Below are 15,620 nucleotides of genomic sequence, written 5' to 3' on the forward strand. Positions count from 1 at the left end.
CAAGGGGTTGCGACTAGTCAGAACCGGCTACAGATGGTCGACTTGGGCGACTACTGCAACACGTTCTCGTGAGAGTGAGCCGGGCGGCGCAGACGCGGCCGGGCGCAGCGCAGACAGGGAGCCCTCATGCCGCAGGACACGCCGCCGCAGGACACGGCACCACAGGCCGCACCGCCCACCGAACCCGGGGCCACGCCCTCCGTCACCCCGGCCGTCACCCCGGCCGTCACCCCGCACGTCACCGACCACGGCGGCGGCGTGCGCGGCATCAAGGTCCCGATTCCCGACAACCCGCTCGGCCACACCCTCGTCCACGTGCTCGACACCGACCGCGGCCCCGTCCTCGTCGACACCGGCTGGGACGACCCGGAGTCCTGGGACACCCTCGTCTCCGGGCTCGGCGCCCTCGGCATCGCCGTCGCCGACGTCCACGGCGTGGTCATCACCCACCACCACCCCGACCACCACGGCCTGTCCGGCCGGGTCCGCGAGGCCTCCGGGGCCTGGATCGCCATGCACGCCGCCGACACCGAGGTCGTCGTACGGACCCGCTCCGCCGAGCCCGGCGTGTGGTTCGACTACATGAGCGAGAAGCTGGCCGCCGCCGGAGCCCCCGAGGAGCACCTCGCCCCCCTGCGGGCCGCCCGCACGAGCGGCCGCCTGCGCACCCTGCCCGGGCTGCGGGCCGCCGTCCCCGACCGGGAGATCGTCCCCGGCGAGCTGCTCCCCCTCGCCGGGCGCCGCCTGCGCGCCATCTGGACCCCCGGACACACCCCCGGCCACGTCTGCCTGCACCTGGAGGAGCAGCACCCGGCGAACCTCCCCGGCAACGGCCGCCTCTTCTCCGGGGACCACCTGCTGCCCGGGATCTCCCCGCACATCGGCCTCTACGAGGCCCCGGAGGACACCCGGGTCACCGACCCCCTCGGCGACTACCTCGACTCCCTCGAACGCATCGGCCGCCTCGACCCGGCCGAGGTGCTCCCGGCGCACCAGCACGCCTTCACCGACGCCCCGGCCCGCGTACGCGAACTGCTGCGCCACCACGAGGAGCGGCTGACCGGCCTGTGGGAGCTGCTGGCCGAGCCGCTGACCCCGTGGGGGCTGGCGGAGCGCATGGAGTGGAACCGGCCCTGGGAGCAGATCCCGTACGGCTCCCGCAACATCGCCGTCTCGGAAGCCGAAGCCCATCTGCGGCGGCTGGTGAAGCAGGACCGGGCGGAGGCGGTCCCCGGCACCGACCCGGTCACGTACCGCGCGCTGTGACGGCGGCGGGCCCTCCGGTAAGGGGCGCCGCCCGCCGACGCCACCCTTCCGGGCTACTACGGGCCGGTACAGTGAACCCGTCGTCCACCCTTCCGTACGGGGGGAAGCCGGTGCGATTCCGGCGCTGACCCGCAACCGTGACCCGCCCCGGCCCCTGCCGGGCGGGGAGCCGGACTGCCCCGTACGCGAGGTGCGCGGCTCGCGCCGCCGGAGCCCCCGGCGGCCGGCACCGTCGAGGTATACGGAGCCGGAGCCCGGTGCCCCGTGCGGGCCTGCTCTCCTGCTCCCCAGCACGAGAGGCACCCGCCCCCATGAACGTCCGACGCAGCGCCGCCGCGCTCGCCGCCTCCGCCGTGCTCTGCGCGGGCGCCGCCCCCGCAGCCCTCGCCGCGCCCTCCCCCTCCACCCCGCCGGCCCCGGTGATCCCGTCCGGGCTGTTCGGCAAGAAGGACCCGACGTACGACGGCGTATGGCGGCAGTCCTTCGCGCTGCTGGCCCAGCAGACGGTGGGCGTGAAGCCCGCCGTGGAAGCCGTCGACTGGCTCGCCGGCCAGCAGTGCGCGAACGGCGGCTTCGCCTCCTTCCGCGCGGACGCGGCCGCGGCCTGCGACGACAAGACGATGTTCGACACGAACGCCACCGCGGTGGCCGTGCAGGCGCTGAAGGCGCTGGGCGGCCGGGACGCGGCGGTGAAGAAGGGCGTGGACTGGCTGAAGTCCGTCCAGAACGAGGACGGCGGCTGGGCCTTCGTCCCCGGCACCCCGAGCGAGGGCAACTCCACGTCCATCGTCATCAGCGCGCTGGCGGTGGCGGGCGAGAAGCCGGCCGAGGTGAAGTCGAAGGCGGGCAAGTCCGCGTACGAGGGCCTGCTCGCCTTCCAGCTGGGCTGCGCCGCGGAGCCGGCCGCCGACCGGGGCGCCTTCGGGTACCAGCCGGCGCCGGACGGCAAGCTCCCGGCCAACGCCGACGCCACGGCCGCCGCCGTCCTGGCCGGCCTGGGCCAGGGCTCGGTCGTGTCCCCCTCCGCCACGGACACCCCCGCGACCGCGCCGGCCTGCCCCGCGGGCGCCGCCGACCCGGCGGCCGCGGCGCAGGGCGCGGCCGGCTACCTGGCCGAGACCCTGAAGAAGGACGGCCACCTCACGGCCGTCACCCCGGGCGCGGACCAGCCGACCCCGGACACCGGCAACACCGCCGACGCGGTGATCGCCCTGGCCGCGGCCGGGCACAAGCAGTCGGCGGCGGCCGCGCTGGAGTGGCTGAAGACGAACTCGGCGGAGTGGGCCAAGGACAGCCCGGCGGCCCTCGGCACCCTGGTCCTGGCCGCGCACGCGACCGGCACGGACCCGAAGTCGTTCGGCGGCACGGACCTGGTGACGGCCCTGAACGCGACGGGTCCGGTCTCGCAGACGTCCGAGGCGGCGGAGTCCAAGACGAAGAAGTCCGACTCGAAGGACGACTCGAACATCTGGTGGATCGTCGGCGCGGGTCTGGCGGCCGGCATGGGCATCGGCGTCCTGCTGAGCGGCCGCCGGAAGAAGAACCAGCTCTGATGCGTCGCCGTCTGCGCCACCGCAGCCCGACCCCGCTGGTCCTCGCGTTCGGCATCCTCCTCACCCTCCTGGCGTCCTCCCCTGCCCTGGCGGCGGGCTACCGCTACTGGTCGTTCTGGGAGGGCGCGGGGGGCCAGTGGCAGTACGCCACGCAGGGCCCCTCGACGGCCCGCCCGGCGGACGGCTCGGCCCTGGGCTTCCGCTTCGCGGTGAGCCGGGACGCGGCGGCCGAGGCGGCGAAGCCGCGCGCGGCGGCCGATTTCGCGGCGGTCTGCGCGTCCACTCCGGCCGTGGAGGGCCGCAAGCGGATCGCGGTGGTCGTCGACTTCGGCGTCCAGGCGGACGCCCCGGCGGGCGACGCCCCGCCGCAGGACACCCCGCGCACGGCCTGCGCACAGGTCGCCCCGGACGCCACGGCGGCCGAGGCCCTGGCGGAGGCCGCCAAGCCCCTCCGCTACAACAGCGCGGCGCTGCTGTGCGCGGTGTCGGGCTACCCGAAGCAGGGCTGCGGCGAACCGATCGCGGACGCGGAAGAAAAGCCGGGTCCGAAGCCGAGTGCGAAGCCGGAGCCGTCGGCGCAGTCGGAGTCCGAGGGCGGCGGCCCGTCCACGGGCCTGCTGGCCGGCCTGGCGGCGGTGGCCGCCCTGGCGGCAGCCGCGGTCTGGCAATCCCGCCGCCGCCGATGACACCCCCCACCGCCCCCGACGACCCTGCCCGCCCCGACCCGGCCGGCTCCCCCCGCCCGGCGGAGCCGGCTGACGCGGCGGTGGCCGGTGTGGGCCGGGTCGTGGGCGTCACCGCGGCAGGCGGGGAGAGTGGCGGTCCGCGGACGACCGGGGGTGGCGCGGGTACGGCCAGGACCCGCCGGCCCGCGGACGAAGGCGTGACGCCGGGCGGGCCCGGGCGGGCCGGGGCGGGTGGTCCCGGGTCGGGGCCGACGTACAAGACGAGCAGGGTGCGCCGGCTGGCGGCTCCGCAGGCCCGTCGGGGCAACGCCCTGCACGCGGGGGCGTGGTGGCTCTGGGCGCTCGGGCTCGCCACCGCGGCCTCGCGCACCACCAATCCGCTGCTCCTCGGCCTGATCGTCGGCGTGGCCGGCTACGTCGTGGCCGCCCGCCGGACCTCCGCCCCCTGGGCCCGTTCGTACAGCGCGTTCCTCAAGCTCGGCCTCTTCGTCATCGGGCTGCGGCTCGTGTTCTCGGTGCTGCTCGGCTCCCCGATCCCCGGCGCGCACGTCCTGTTCACGCTCCCCGAGGTGCCGCTGCCCGCCTGGGCGGCCCAGGGGATCCGCCTCGGCGGCCGCGTCACCGCCGAGCAGCTCGTCTTCGCCTTCTACGACGGCGCCAAGCTGGCCGCCCTCCTCGTCTGCGTCGGCGCCGCCAACGCCCTCGCCAACCCGGCCCGGTTGCTGAAGTCCCTCCCGGCCGCCCTCTACGAGGCCGGCGTCGCCGTCGTCGTCGCCATGACCTTCGCGCCGAACATGGTCGCCGACGTAGCCCGCCTGCGGACCGCCCGCCGCCTGCGCGGCCGCCCCACCGGCGGCGTCAAGGCCATCCTCCAGATCGGCCTGCCCGTCCTGGAGGGCGCGCTGGAGCGCTCGGTCGCCGTCGCCGCCTCGATGGACGCGCGCGGCTACGGCCGTACCGCGCAGGTCCCGCCCGCCGTCCGGCACACCACCAACGTCCTCACCCTCGGCGGCCTGCTCGGCATGTGCGCCGGCACGTACGGACTGCTCGCCGCCGAGGGCGCCGCGTACGGGCTGCCGGTCCTCGTGATCGGCCTCGGCCTGGCGCTCGCGGGCCTGCGTCTGGGCGGGCGGCGCAGCATCCGCACCCGCTACCGGCCCGACCGCTGGGGGTGGCGCGCGTGGCTGGTCGCCGGGTCGGGCGCGGCCGTCGCCGCCGTCCTGATCCGGGCCGGGTCCGTCGACCCGGGCGCCCTGCAGCCCGGCGTCGTCCCCCTGGTCGCCCCGACGCTCCCGCTGTGGCCGGCTGCCGGGATCCTGATCGGCCTGCTCCCGGCGTTCGTGGCGCCCGTACCGTCCACCGCACTTCCGAGGGAGACACCCCAGTGATCCGCTTCGAGCAGGTGTCGGTCACGTACGACGGCGCCGCGCAGCCCACCCTCCGCGATGCCGATCTGGTGATCCCGGAGGGCGAGCTCACGCTCCTGGTCGGCCCGTCGGGCGTCGGCAAGTCCACCCTCCTCGGTGCCGTCTGCGGCCTGGTCCCGCATTTCACCGGGGGCACGCTGCGGGGCCGCGTCACCGTCGCCGGGCGCGACACCCGCACCCACAAGCCGCGCGAGCTCGCCGATGTCGTGGGCACGGTCGGCCAGGACCCGCTCGCCCATTTCGTGACGGACGTGGTCGAGGACGAGCTGGCGTACGGCATGGAGTCCCTGGGGCTGGCGCCGGCCGTCATGCGCCGCCGGGTCGAGGAGACCCTGGACCTGCTCGGCCTGAACGAACTGCGCGACCGCCCCATCTCCACCCTCTCCGGCGGCCAGCAGCAGCGGGTCGCGATCGGCTCGGTCCTGACCCCGCATCCGAAGGTCCTGGTCCTGGACGAGCCCACCTCGGCTCTGGACCCGGCCGCCGCCGAGGAGGTGCTCGCGGTCCTCCAGCGCCTGGTGCACGACCTGGGCACGACGGTCCTGCTGGCGGAACACCGTCTGGAGCGGGTGGTCCAGTACGCGGACCAGGTCCTCCTCCTCCCGTCCCCGGGCGCGGCCCCGGTTCTCGGCAGCCCGTCCTCGATCATGGCCGTCTCCCCGGTCCACCCGCCGGTGGTGGCCCTGGGCCGCCTGGCGGGCTGGTCCCCCCTCCCCCTCTCGGTCCGCGACGCCCGCCGCCGATCGGCTCCGCTCCTGTCCCGCCTGCCCCTCGCACCGTCCGGCGCCGCGTCCCAGCCGGCGTTCCAGGCGCGGGGGGCCGGCGGCAGCACCCCCGCCGCCCCCTCCCCCCGGCCCGCCCCGGCCCCGCCACACCATCCGGCCCCGCCGGCGCTTGAGGCGCGGGGTGGGGAAGAAGTCCCGCGCAGCGGCCGCCGCCCCGGCCCCGGCCGCCTGGCCCGTCTGCTCCGCCGGAGCGAGCCGACCCCCGGCACCGGCAGCAGCGGCAGCAGCGGCGGCGCCCCTGAGCCCGTGGCCCAGGTCACCGCCCTCTCGCTGCGCCGCGGCCGCGCCGAAGTCCTCCACGGCATCGACCTCTCCGTCGCGCCCGGCGAGACCATCGCCCTCATGGGCCGCAACGGCGCCGGCAAGTCCACCCTCCTCGCCACCCTCATCGGCACGCTCGCCCCCACCACCGGCACCGTGACCGTCCGCGGCCGCACCCCCCACCGCACCGCCCCGCAGGAGATGGTCCGCCGCGCCGGCCTCGTCCCGCAGGAGCCCCGTGACCTCCTCTACGCCGACACCGTGGCCGCCGAGTGCTCCGCCGCCGACTCCGACGCCGGCGCGGCCCCCGGCACCTGCCGGGATCTCGTCTCCGCCCTGCTCCCCGACGTCCCCGACGACACCCACCCCCGGGACCTCTCGGAGGGCCAGCGCCTGGCCCTGGCCCTGGCGCTCGTACTCACCGGCCGGCCCGCCCTGCTCCTGCTCGACGAGCCGACCCGCGGTCTGGACTACGCGGCCAAGGCCCGTCTGATCGAGATCCTGCGGGCGCTGGCCGCCGACGGGCACGCCATCGTCCTCGCCACCCACGACGTGGAACTCGCCGCCGAGCTGGCCCACCGGGTCGTGATCCTGGCCGGCGGCGAGATCGTCGCGGACGGCCCGACCGCCGAGGTCGTCGTATCGTCCCCGGCCTTCGCACCGCAGGTGGCCAAGATCCTGGCGCCGGCCCCCTGGCTCACGGTGACCCAGGTGGCAAAGGCCCTGGCCGAGCCCCAAGCCGAAGGCGAGCCCCGAGCCGGAGCCGACCCCCAAGCCGAAGGCGAGCCCCGAGCCGGAGCCGACCCGCAAGCCGAGGGCGAGGCCACGCGATGACCCCGACCCACCCCGCCCGCCCCTTCCGCATCGGCCCCCGCGCCGCCGCCGCGCTGCTCCTCGTCACCCTCATCGGCATCGCGGCCTTCGGATGGCCCCTCCTCGCCGACCGCCAGTCCGGGCTCGCCCACTCCCAGGACGCCCCCTGGCTCTTCGCGGGGCTGCTCCCCCTCCTCGTCGCCGTGGTCGTCGCGACCATCGCCGACCAGGGCATGGACGCCAAGGCGGTGGCGATGCTCGGCGTGCTCGCCGCGGTCGGGGCGGCCCTGCGGCCCCTGGGCGCGGGCACGGCCGGCCTGGAGCCGATGTTCTTCCTGATGGTGCTCAGCGGCCGCGTCCTCGGCCCCGGCTTCGGCTTCGTACTCGGCTCGGTCACGATGTTCGCCTCCGCCCTGCTCACGGGCGGGGTCGGGCCGTGGATGCCGTTCCAGATGCTGGCGATGGGCTGGTTCTCGCTGGGCGCCGGGCTGCTGCCCGGCGCGATGGAGGTCCCCCCTGCTCGAGCGAAGCCGAGAGCTTGGGGGAGGCTCCGGGGCCGGGCGGAGTTGCTGATGCTGGCGGCGTACGGGTTCGCCGGCTCGTTCGCGTACGGAACGATCATGAACCTGCAGGGCTGGGTGCTCCTGCAGGGCATGGGCCAGGGCATCTCGTTCCACCCGGGGGATCCGGTCCCCGCGAATCTGTCGCGCTTCGCCGCGTACTGCGTGGCGACCTCGCTGGGCTGGGACCTGGGCCGGGCCGTGCTGACCGTCGTACTGACCCTCGCGATCGGCGGCACGCTGCTGAAGGCGTTGCGGCGGGCGGTGCGGAAAGCGGCGTTCGAGGCGCCCGTTTCCTTCGGTTCGGGTTGAAAGTGGCCCGGCCCACACACCATCTCGTGTAGCGAACCACCACACAAAGTGAGATTCCGGGCGCCGCCCGGTGACCCGCCCCACAGGACCCACGTCACATACGACACGAACTAGTAGGCCCCACCACCCCCCGCCCACCCGAAAACCCCACCCCCACCAGCACGAACGCCTGCGGAACAGCCCCGGGGCGGACGGCCCCCCGCTGCGAGGACGGCTAGTACCAGGGGCCGTTGCCATGACCCCACCGGCCTGGCTAACTGGTGTTGTCGCCACGGCAGCGGGCCTTCGCCCCCCGCCCGACGAACCCCTCTCCACCGCGTGAGTGGCTCACGCATGCCTTCGGCATGCGGCGACCGTCTCTGTCCCCGTCGGAAGGTTCATCCGTGTCCCACATCATCCGCCGCATCGCCGCCTCCAAGAAGACCCTCGCCGGCTCCATCGTCGCCCTGGGCGTCGCCGGCTCCATGCTCGCCACGGTCCCCGCCCAGGCGGCCCCCACGAGCGCCAAGGCGATCGCCCAGCAGATGATCAAGGACCCGGCGCAGTTCGCGGCCTTCAACAACATCGTTTCCCGCGAGAGCGGCTGGAACCACACCGCCACGAACGCCTCCTCCGGCGCCTACGGCCTGGTCCAGGCCCTCCCCGCCTCGAAGATGGCCTCCGCCGGCGCCGACTGGAAGACCAACCCCGCCACCCAGATCAAGTGGGGCCTGGACTACATGAACTCCCGCTACGGCAGCCCCGTCGGCGCCTGGAACTTCTGGCAGACCCACCACTGGTACTAAGCCACCAGTGACCGCCTGACGGCGCGAGCAGACGGCACGAGCAGTGCGAAGGCCCCGGTGGCCGGACCTCCCCAGGTCCGGCCACCGGGGCCTTCTGTTTCCCATCCCACTGGGTCCGTGCGGCCGGCGGCGCCTGCCTGGCACCGCCCAGCGCCGCCTACAGCCGCTGGATGATCGTCCCGGTCGCCAGCGCGCCGCCCGCGCACATGGTGATCAGCGCGAATTCCTTGTCGCGCCGCTCCAGCTCGTGCAGCGCGGTGGTGATCAGCCGGGCGCCGGTCGCACCGACGGGGTGGCCGAGCGCGATGCCGCCGCCGTTGACGTTGACCTTCTCCAGGTCCTGTTCGAAGACCTGGGTCCAGCTGAGGACGACGGAGGCGAACGCCTCGTTGATCTCGACCAGGTCGATGTCCTTGAGGGACATCCCGGCCTTGCCGAGCACGGCCCGCGTCGCGTCGATCGGCCCGTCCAGGTGGTAGTGCGGGTCGGCGCCGACGAGCGTCTGGGCGACGATCCGGGCCCGCGGCCTGAGCTTGAGCGCGCGGGCCATCTTGCGTGAGGCCCACATCACGGCGGCGGCCCCGTCCGATATCTGCGAGGAGTTCCCGGCGGTGTGCACGGCGGTCGGCATGACCGGCTTGAGCCGGGCCAGCGCCTCCATGCTGGTGTCGCGCAGGCCCTCGTCGCGGTCGACCAGGCGCCACATGCCCTGCCCGGCGCCCTGTTCCTCCTCCGTCGTCGGGACCTGGACGGCGAAGGTCTCCCGCTTGAACCGCTCCTCGGCCCACGCGGCGGCGGCCCGCTCCTGGGAGAGCAGCCCGAGCCGGTCGACGTCCTCGCGGGTCAGGCCCCGGTGGCGGGCGATCCGCTCGGCGGCCTCGAACTGGTTGGGGAGGTCGACGTTCCACTCGTCCGGGAAGGGCTTGCCCGGGCCGTGCTTGGAGCCCGAGCCCAGCGGCACCCGGCTCATCGCCTCGACGCCGCAGGCGATGCCGATGTCCATGACCCCGCCGGAGATCATGTTGGCGACCATGTGGTTGGCCTGCTGGGAGCTGCCGCACTGGCAGTCCACGGTCGTCGCGGCGGTCTCGTACGGCAGGCCCATGGCGAGCCAGGCGTTGCGCGCCGGGTTCATGGACTGCTCGCCGGCGTGGGTGACGGTGCCGCCGACGATCTGCTCGACGCAGTCGGGCTGGATTCCGGTCCGGGCGAGGAGTTCGCGGTACGTCTCACCGAGCAGGTAGGCGGGATGGAGGTTGGCGAGCGCGCCCCCGCGCTTGCCGATGGGGGTGCGTACGGCTTCGACGATGACGGGTTCCGCGGCCATGAGCTCGTCCTCTCCTGCACTGTGCCGGCGCGGCGGGCCGTCCCGGCGCCCCGCCCGAACTAGTACGCGTTCTACTTCTCCCCGCAGTCTTATGACCTGTAACCCCGGCACGCAAGGGTCTTGCACGCGCCTTCCACGGATTCCACACGCAACAGTTGACGCGAGGACCCTTGTCACTTCTAGAACTCGTTACTACCTTCAAGCCAACTTCTGATGGGCCGTCAGACCTTGGAGTCGCCCGATGTCGTGTCCCGCGCTGCCCGAAGGCTTCGACGCCACCGATCCCGACCTGCTCCAGGACCGCGTCCCCTTCCCCGAGTTCGCCCGGCTGCGGCAGACCGCACCCGTGTGGTGGTGCCCCCAGCGGCGGGGCGTCACCGGCTTCGACGACGACGGCTACTGGGTCGTGACCCGGCACGCGGACGTCAAGTACGTCTCCACGCACCCCGAGTTGTTCTCCTCGACCACCAATACGGCGATCATCCGCTTCAACGAGCACATCCAGCGCGAGCAGATAGATGCCCAGCGCCTGATCATGCTGAACATGGACCCGCCGGAACACACCCGCGTACGCCAGATCGTGCAGCGCGGTTTCACCCCGCGCGCCATCCGCGGCCTGGAGCACGCCCTGCGCGACCGGGCCCGGAAGATCGTCGCGGAGGCGCTCGCCGCCTCGGCCGACGGCAGCTTCGACTTCGTCACGCAGGTCGCGTGCGAGCTTCCGCTCCAGGCCATCGCCGAACTGATCGGCGTACCGCAGGAGGACCGGCTGCGCATCTTCGACTGGTCGAACAAGATGATCGCCTACGACGACCCCGAGTACGCGATCACGGAGGAAGTCGGGTCCAACGCGGCGATGGAGCTCATCGGCTACGCCATGAACCTGTCCGCCGCCCGCAAGGAGTGCCCGGCCAAGGACATCGTCACGCAGCTGGTGGCCGCCGAGGGCCAGGGCAACCTGGGCTCCGACGAGTTCGGCTTCTTCGTGCTGCTGCTCGCGGTCGCGGGCAACGAGACCACGCGCAACGCCATCAGCCACGGCATGCACGCCTTCCTCACCAACCCCGAGCAGTGGGAGCTGTACAAGGCGACCCGGCCGGCGACGACCGCCGAGGAGATCGTCCGCTGGGCCACCCCGGTGGTGTCCTTCCAGCGCACCGCCACCCGGGACACCGAGCTGGGCGGGCAGAAGATCAAGGCGGGCGACCGGGTGGGGCTGTTCTACTCCTCCGCCAACCACGACCCCGAGGTGTTCACCGACCCCGACCGCTTCGACATCACGCGCGACCCTAACCCGCACCTGGGCTTCGGCGGCGGCGGCCCGCACTTCTGCCTCGGCAAGTCCCTGGCCATCATGGAGATCGACCTGATCTTCAACGCGCTGGCCGACTCACTGCCCGACCTGCGGCTGGCCGGGCAGGAGCCGCGGCGGCTGCGGGCGGCCTGGCTCAACGGCATCAAGGAGCTTCGGGTCAGCCACGGTTGACGGCCGGCCCGTGGTCCGCGACGGCAGGGGCCGCTCCTCCCACGCCCCGGCCCCTGCCGTCCGTCGGGTTCCGTCGGGTTCCGTCGGGGCCCTTTCGCGTCCGGGGCATTGTCCCGGGGGCGGCCTGCCGTCAGACTGCGCGGATGAACCTTCAGGCAAGCGGGCCTGCCGACTGCGTGGAAGCGCGCTGGCAGCGCCTGCCGACGACATGGCGGCTGATGCACGAACGAGGCGGTTCCCCGGTCCTGAGCCGGGGCGTGCTCGCGCTGATCGACGCCGCCTCCGCAGAACCGTCCCTGCGCCGGCTCTACCCGTTCACCAGCCACTTCACCCTGTGGTTCAGCGCCCGCACCAGCCACCCCTTCGAGGTGGCGGCGCCGGCGGTCGAGCCGCTGCGCGACGGCCGGTTCCGCGTCCTGAGCCCGACCCAGAAGCGCGTGATCGGCGAGGCCGACACCGCGCAGGCGGCGGTCGCCCTCGTCGTGGCGGGACTGGCCGGAGCCCCGGGCCCGGCCGCCTGATCCGTACGACGGGCACGCCCTGCTCCGTACGACCGGCACGGCCTGCTCCGTACGACCGGCACGGCCCGATCCGTACGACCGGCACGGCCCGATCCGTACGACCTGCAAGCCTGATCGCGCCCGGGTGGCGCGCCGGCCGCACCCGGCGGATCCTGACAGGACGCGGCGATCCACCGAAGGGGTGCCGGGACGGGTACGAGACCCTCCCGGCACCCCTTCGTCGCCCGTTCCCTACGCTCGCGTACGCGACGCGGCGCCCACCCGCTCCGGCTCGCGCGGCCGCGGCACGCTCAGCCCGGCCGGCATGACGGCCCCGCGCGGCCCCGACAGTACGTAGACCAGCCCGAACCCGGCGGTCACGACGGCCGCGCCGCCGACCGCGTCGAGCACCCAGTGGTTGGCGGTGGCGACGATCGCGCACACCGTGATCAGCGGGTGCAGCGCCCCGAGGAGCTTCTGCCAGCCCTTCGGCGCGAGCGTGATGATCACGATCCCGCACCACAGCGACCAGCCGAAGTGCAGCGAGGGCATCGCCGCGTACTGGTTGGAGATCGCGGTCATCGCCCCGTACTGCGGATCGGCCAGATCCTGCGGTCCGTGCACGGTGTCGATGAAGCCGAGGCCGGGCATGAGCCGCGGCGGCGCCAGCGGGTACAGCCAGAAGCCGATGAGCGCGAGGACGGTGGCCAGGCCCAGGGAGGCGCGGGCCCAGCGGTAGTCGCCCGGCCTGCGCCAGTACAGCACCGCGAGGATCGTCAGCGGCACCACGAAGTGGAACGACGTGTAGTAGAAGTTGAAGAACTTCTCCAGCCAGGGCGTGTGCACCACGGCGTGGTTGACGGCGCGCTCGATGTCGATGCCCAGCGCCCGCTCGACGGCGTGGATCTGGCTCCCGTGCCCCTCGGCGAGACTGCGGCTGCTGGGCGCGGCGGCCCGGATGTGCGAGTACAGGGAGTACCCCACCCGTATCAGCAGCAGCTCCAGCAACAGGTTGGGGCGCGAGAGCACGCGCCGCCAGAACGGCAGCAGCGGCACCCGCGACCACCGGGCGGCGGCCGGCCGGCCGTACGCCGTCGGGACGGGCTCGCGCCAGTACGGCGAGGAGCGCGGCAGGAACGGCACCGCGCAGGCAGCCGCCAGCGCGGCGAGCAGCAGCACGTTGTCCCGTACGGGGGCCAGCGCGGCCAGGTTGGGCAGCAGCATGTCGCTGGGCAGGGTCATGGCGAGCACCACGGCCACCGGCCACACGGGCCGGTCCGCCGCCCGCTTGCCGACCTTGCCGGCCACCGCGAGCAGCACCCACAGCAGCTGGTGGCGCCAGCCGGTCGGCGCGACGGCGACGGCCACGCAGCCGGTGACGGCGACGGCGAGCAGCAGCTGGCCGTCGCGGGCGTAGCGGGCGGCGCGGCGCAGGCCGACCCAGCCGATCCCGGCCGCGAGGGCCACGTACAGCAGGATCTCGGCGGGGCCGCTCAGGCCGAGCCGCAGCAGCGCGCCGTGCACGGACTGGTTGGCGAGGCCGTCGGGGGCGCCGCCGAGGCCGGTGCCGGCCAGGTGGTGGACCCAGTACGTCCACGAGTCGCGCGGCAGCGCCGCCCAGGACAGGGCGGTGGCCGCGGCGAAGGTCACGGCGGCGGCCTTGGCGGTGGGGCGGCGGCCGGTGAGCCACAGCAGCGGCGCGAAGAGCAGCAGGGCCGGCTGGAGCGCGGCGGCGAGGCCGACGAGGAAGCCGGCCGGGCGCTCGCCGGGCACCCGGAACACGGCCAGCAGCACCAGCAGCACGGGCAGGACGGCGGTCTGGCCCGGCGAGGCGGCCTCGCGGACCGGCAGCGACACCATCATCAGGCCGACCAGTACCGGCGCGGCGAGCAACGCGGTGCGCCGCGGCACGGGGTCGGGCAGGCCGCGCGCGGCGACCAGCCCGACGGCGCCGACGAGCAGCAGTGCCACGCAGGTCCAGGCCACCTCCAGGGAGGGCGCCGCGAGACCGAGGAAGGGCTTCAGGACCAGCCCGGCGAAGGGGGTCCCGGTGAACTGGCCGCCGTCGTACAGCGACCCGGGGAAGCTGCTGGGGAGCCGGAACTCGCTGAGCCACTCGCCCGGTGGCACGCGCAGCACGGCGGCGGCCTGTCTGACGGCGAGGACACCGGCCAGCGCCCACAGGAGGAACCGTGCCGCCCCCAGCCTGCCGCTACTGCCTATGACCCCGGCATGTCCGTTCGCACCGCTCTGCTCTGCCGCGTTAGCCACGCCTCGCCGGCCTCCCGCCCTGTTGACCGCAACCTTGACTTCGCCTGGCTGCCGCGTTTCGTGCACCGCTTCATTACCTGGGACGACGATATCCCCCACGGGATCCCTAGGATGGCGAGCATGAGCATCGTGAAGATCAACGCACTGACCGTGCCCGCCGAGCAGCGGGAAGTCCTGGAGCAGCGGTTCGCCTCGCGGGCGGGTGCCGTGGAGGGTTCGGACGGGTTCGAGTGGTTTGAGCTGTTGCGTCCCGTGGAGGGCACGGACCAGTACCTGGTGTACACGCGGTGGCGGTCGGAGGAGGACTTCCAGGCGTGGATGGAGGGGCCCATGAAGGCGGCACACCAGGGCGGGGGCTCGGGCTCGGGCGAGCGGCCCAAGCCGGCGGCCTCGGGGTCTGCGGTGTGGTCGTTCGAGGTCGTGCAGCAGGCGGCGCCGAAGCCGTAGGGCTGAGCGGGGCGGGACGAGGAGGCCGGGAAGGTCGGCGCGGCCGGGGCGGCCGGGGCGGCCGGGGCGGCCGGCGGATCCGACGGGTCCGGGACTGCCGGATCAGCCCCAGAAACGGTCCTCCTCGTCGATGTCCTGCGTGCACTGGTCGATGTCGCTGATCTTCCCGCCGACGATCGTGAAGAAGAGGCCTTCCTGGATCTCGATCCCGTGGTCGCCGCGGTCGCCGCGCGCCGTGTGGAAGGTCATGGCGTGGCCGCGCCCGTCGACCAGCACCGCGTGCAGATCGACCTGGAAGGTGCCGTTCGTCTCCGTGCCGAACCGCCGGTAGAGGTCGAGGACGGCCTCACGGCCCTTGTGGTGCCCCGAGAGGGGATTGCTGCCGGGCACGTGGTGGATGACGTCGGCCGTCATCAGCGTGCCCAGCGTCTCCATGTCGCCCTTGCCGAAGGCCTCGTAGCCGCGGCGGATCAGGGCAGCGTCAGGGTGCTCGGACATGGCGTTTCCCGCCCTCCGTCTGGGGGATATGCGTCTTTTCCTATCATCGGCCCGTGCCTGTGGATATTCCACGCGACGGGATGCGCGCGGACTTCACAATGGCGCCATGGACATCAACAGCACGAGCACCGGATCCACCAGCGCCGCGGCCGGTGACTGGACCGTCACCGCCGAGCATTTCGCCACGCCGGACGCCACCGCGCTGCGCCGCGCCTACTACGCGGAGGTCGCCGGTCGGTACTGGAAACGGCCGGCCACGGAGGCCGAGATCGACGAGGGCCTACGGGACGACCCGGCCGACGGGCTCGTCCCGCCGACGGGCCATTTCGTGGTCGGCCGGCTGGAGGGAACGCCCCGGGCCTGCGGCGGCATACGGCTGCTCGACCCCGTCACCGCCGAGCTCACGAGGGTCTACGTGGACCCGCGCGCCCGCGGCACCGGCGGCGGGGCGGCGCTGCTCACGGCCCTTGAGGCGGCGGCCCGCGCACTGGGCGCCGGGCGGATCCGCCTCGACACCCGCTCGGACCTGGTGGAGGCCCGCGCCCTGTACGCGCGACAGGGCTACACGGAGATACCGGCGTACAACGCGGGCCAGTACGCGGAACACTGGTTCGGGAAGCCCCTGGCCTGACCTGATGGCGCC

The 15,620-nt window shown here is 73.9% G+C and carries 14 protein-coding genes and 1 riboswitch; of the genes, 11 read left to right on the forward strand and 3 right to left on the reverse strand.

Translation table 11 applies throughout. The features are described from left to right. Window positions 1-126: 126 nt before the first annotated feature. From ACIQU4_RS15960 to ACIQU4_RS15990, 7 genes are all read left to right on the forward strand, one after another. Entirely contained in the window at window positions 127-1,266 is a 1,140-nt protein-coding gene (locus ACIQU4_RS15960) for an MBL fold metallo-hydrolase (RefSeq protein WP_403730253.1), read from the forward strand. A gap of 102 nt (window positions 1,267-1,368) precedes the next feature. After that, window positions 1,369-1,441, forward strand: a riboswitch (cobalamin riboswitch). A 136-nt stretch (window positions 1,442-1,577) separates the two neighbouring features. Beyond that, window positions 1,578-2,819, forward strand: a complete 1,242-nt coding sequence (locus ACIQU4_RS15965) for a prenyltransferase/squalene oxidase repeat-containing protein (protein ID WP_403730255.1) — start codon at window positions 1,578-1,580, stop codon at window positions 2,817-2,819. Further along, window positions 2,819-3,505, forward strand: a complete 687-nt coding sequence (locus tag ACIQU4_RS15970) for an SCO2322 family protein (protein WP_403730257.1) — start codon at window positions 2,819-2,821, stop codon at window positions 3,503-3,505. Before ACIQU4_RS15965 ends, ACIQU4_RS15970 begins: the two co-directional genes overlap by 1 nt. Window positions 3,506-3,702: 197 nt before the next feature. After that, window positions 3,703-4,893 (forward strand): energy-coupling factor transporter transmembrane protein EcfT, encoded by a 1,191-nt coding sequence (locus ACIQU4_RS15975; RefSeq protein WP_403730942.1) that lies wholly within the window; start codon window positions 3,703-3,705, stop codon window positions 4,891-4,893. Beyond that, window positions 4,890-6,812 (forward strand): ABC transporter ATP-binding protein, encoded by a 1,923-nt coding sequence (locus ACIQU4_RS15980; RefSeq protein WP_403730260.1) that lies wholly within the window; start codon window positions 4,890-4,892, stop codon window positions 6,810-6,812. The genes ACIQU4_RS15975 and ACIQU4_RS15980 overlap by 4 nt, the downstream gene beginning before the upstream one ends. Continuing rightward, a complete protein-coding gene (locus tag ACIQU4_RS15985) occupies window positions 6,809-7,663 on the forward strand; it encodes an ECF transporter S component (RefSeq protein WP_403730263.1) in 855 nt (284 codons plus the stop codon). Before ACIQU4_RS15980 ends, ACIQU4_RS15985 begins: the two co-directional genes overlap by 4 nt. Window positions 7,664-8,007: 344 nt before the next feature. After that, window positions 8,008-8,448, forward strand: coding sequence for a transglycosylase SLT domain-containing protein (locus ACIQU4_RS15990; protein ID WP_403730266.1), 441 nt, complete (start codon window positions 8,008-8,010; stop codon window positions 8,446-8,448). Window positions 8,449-8,605: 157 nt separating this feature from the next. Here ACIQU4_RS15990 and ACIQU4_RS15995 read toward each other — a convergent pair whose 3' ends face one another. Continuing rightward, window positions 8,606-9,775 carry a steroid 3-ketoacyl-CoA thiolase gene (locus tag ACIQU4_RS15995; RefSeq protein ID WP_403730269.1) on the reverse strand — a complete coding sequence of 390 codons (1,170 nt, stop codon included), beginning with the start codon at window positions 9,773-9,775 and terminating at the stop codon, window positions 8,606-8,608. 241 nt (window positions 9,776-10,016) lie between these two features. On the opposite strand from ACIQU4_RS15995, the gene ACIQU4_RS16000 reads away from it, so the two are divergent. Together ACIQU4_RS16000 and ACIQU4_RS16005 are read left to right on the forward strand one after the other, a co-directional pair. Next, the gene (locus ACIQU4_RS16000) at window positions 10,017-11,261 is read left to right on the forward strand and encodes a cytochrome P450 (RefSeq protein ID WP_403730272.1); all 1,245 of its coding nucleotides are present in this window, start codon (window positions 10,017-10,019) and stop codon (window positions 11,259-11,261) included. A gap of 143 nt (window positions 11,262-11,404) precedes the next feature. Beyond that, window positions 11,405-11,782 (forward strand): DUF6193 family natural product biosynthesis protein, encoded by a 378-nt coding sequence (locus tag ACIQU4_RS16005; RefSeq protein ID WP_387284831.1) that lies wholly within the window; start codon window positions 11,405-11,407, stop codon window positions 11,780-11,782. 231 nt (window positions 11,783-12,013) lie between these two features. Here the strand turns inward: ACIQU4_RS16005 and ACIQU4_RS16010 are convergent, their stop codons facing one another. Further along, window positions 12,014-14,032 (reverse strand): bifunctional glycosyltransferase 87/phosphatase PAP2 family protein, encoded by a 2,019-nt coding sequence (locus ACIQU4_RS16010; RefSeq protein WP_403730275.1) that lies wholly within the window; start codon window positions 14,030-14,032, stop codon window positions 12,014-12,016. Window positions 14,033-14,152: 120 nt separating this feature from the next. Here ACIQU4_RS16010 and ACIQU4_RS16015 point away from each other — a divergent pair, with 120 nt between their 5' ends. Further along, complete coding sequence (locus ACIQU4_RS16015) at window positions 14,153-14,479, forward strand: antibiotic biosynthesis monooxygenase family protein (protein WP_403730278.1); 327 nt, start codon at window positions 14,153-14,155, stop codon at window positions 14,477-14,479. A gap of 102 nt (window positions 14,480-14,581) precedes the next feature. On the opposite strand, the gene ACIQU4_RS16020 is transcribed toward ACIQU4_RS16015, so the two are convergent. Then, window positions 14,582-14,977: a nuclear transport factor 2 family protein gene (locus ACIQU4_RS16020; RefSeq protein ID WP_387284835.1), complete on the reverse strand. Its 396-nt coding sequence runs from the start codon at window positions 14,975-14,977 to the stop codon at window positions 14,582-14,584. 106 nt (window positions 14,978-15,083) lie between these two features. On the opposite strand from ACIQU4_RS16020, the gene ACIQU4_RS16025 reads away from it, so the two are divergent. Beyond that, the gene (locus tag ACIQU4_RS16025) at window positions 15,084-15,608 is read left to right on the forward strand and encodes a GNAT family N-acetyltransferase (protein WP_403730281.1); all 525 of its coding nucleotides are present in this window, start codon (window positions 15,084-15,086) and stop codon (window positions 15,606-15,608) included. Window positions 15,609-15,620 lie beyond the last annotated feature (12 nt).

The organism is Streptomyces sp. NPDC090741, from assembly GCF_044769045.1.
GTDB lineage: Bacteria > Actinomycetota > Actinomycetes > Streptomycetales > Streptomycetaceae > Streptomyces.

Excerpts from the sequence above, each read along its gene's own strand:
- ACIQU4_RS15960 (WP_403730253.1), top strand. The coding sequence starts at position 127 with ATGCCGCAGGACACGCCGCCGCAGGACACGGCACCACAGGCCGCACCG.
- ACIQU4_RS15965 (WP_403730255.1), top strand. The coding sequence starts at position 1,578 with ATGAACGTCCGACGCAGCGCCGCCGCGCTCGCCGCCTCCGCCGTGCTC.
- ACIQU4_RS15970 (WP_403730257.1), top strand. The coding sequence starts at position 2,819 with ATGCGTCGCCGTCTGCGCCACCGCAGCCCGACCCCGCTGGTCCTCGCG.
- ACIQU4_RS15985 (WP_403730263.1), top strand. The coding sequence starts at position 6,809 with ATGACCCCGACCCACCCCGCCCGCCCCTTCCGCATCGGCCCCCGCGCC.
- ACIQU4_RS15990 (WP_403730266.1), top strand. The coding sequence starts at position 8,008 with ATGCGGCGACCGTCTCTGTCCCCGTCGGAAGGTTCATCCGTGTCCCAC.
- ACIQU4_RS15995 (WP_403730269.1), bottom strand. The coding sequence starts at position 9,775 with ATGGCCGCGGAACCCGTCATCGTCGAAGCCGTACGCACCCCCATCGGC.
- ACIQU4_RS16000 (WP_403730272.1), top strand. The coding sequence starts at position 10,017 with ATGTCGTGTCCCGCGCTGCCCGAAGGCTTCGACGCCACCGATCCCGAC.
- ACIQU4_RS16005 (WP_387284831.1), top strand. The coding sequence starts at position 11,405 with ATGAACCTTCAGGCAAGCGGGCCTGCCGACTGCGTGGAAGCGCGCTGG.
- ACIQU4_RS16015 (WP_403730278.1), top strand. The coding sequence starts at position 14,153 with ATGAGCATCGTGAAGATCAACGCACTGACCGTGCCCGCCGAGCAGCGG.
- ACIQU4_RS16020 (WP_387284835.1), bottom strand. The coding sequence starts at position 14,977 with ATGTCCGAGCACCCTGACGCTGCCCTGATCCGCCGCGGCTACGAGGCC.
- ACIQU4_RS16025 (WP_403730281.1), top strand. The coding sequence starts at position 15,084 with ATGGACATCAACAGCACGAGCACCGGATCCACCAGCGCCGCGGCCGGT.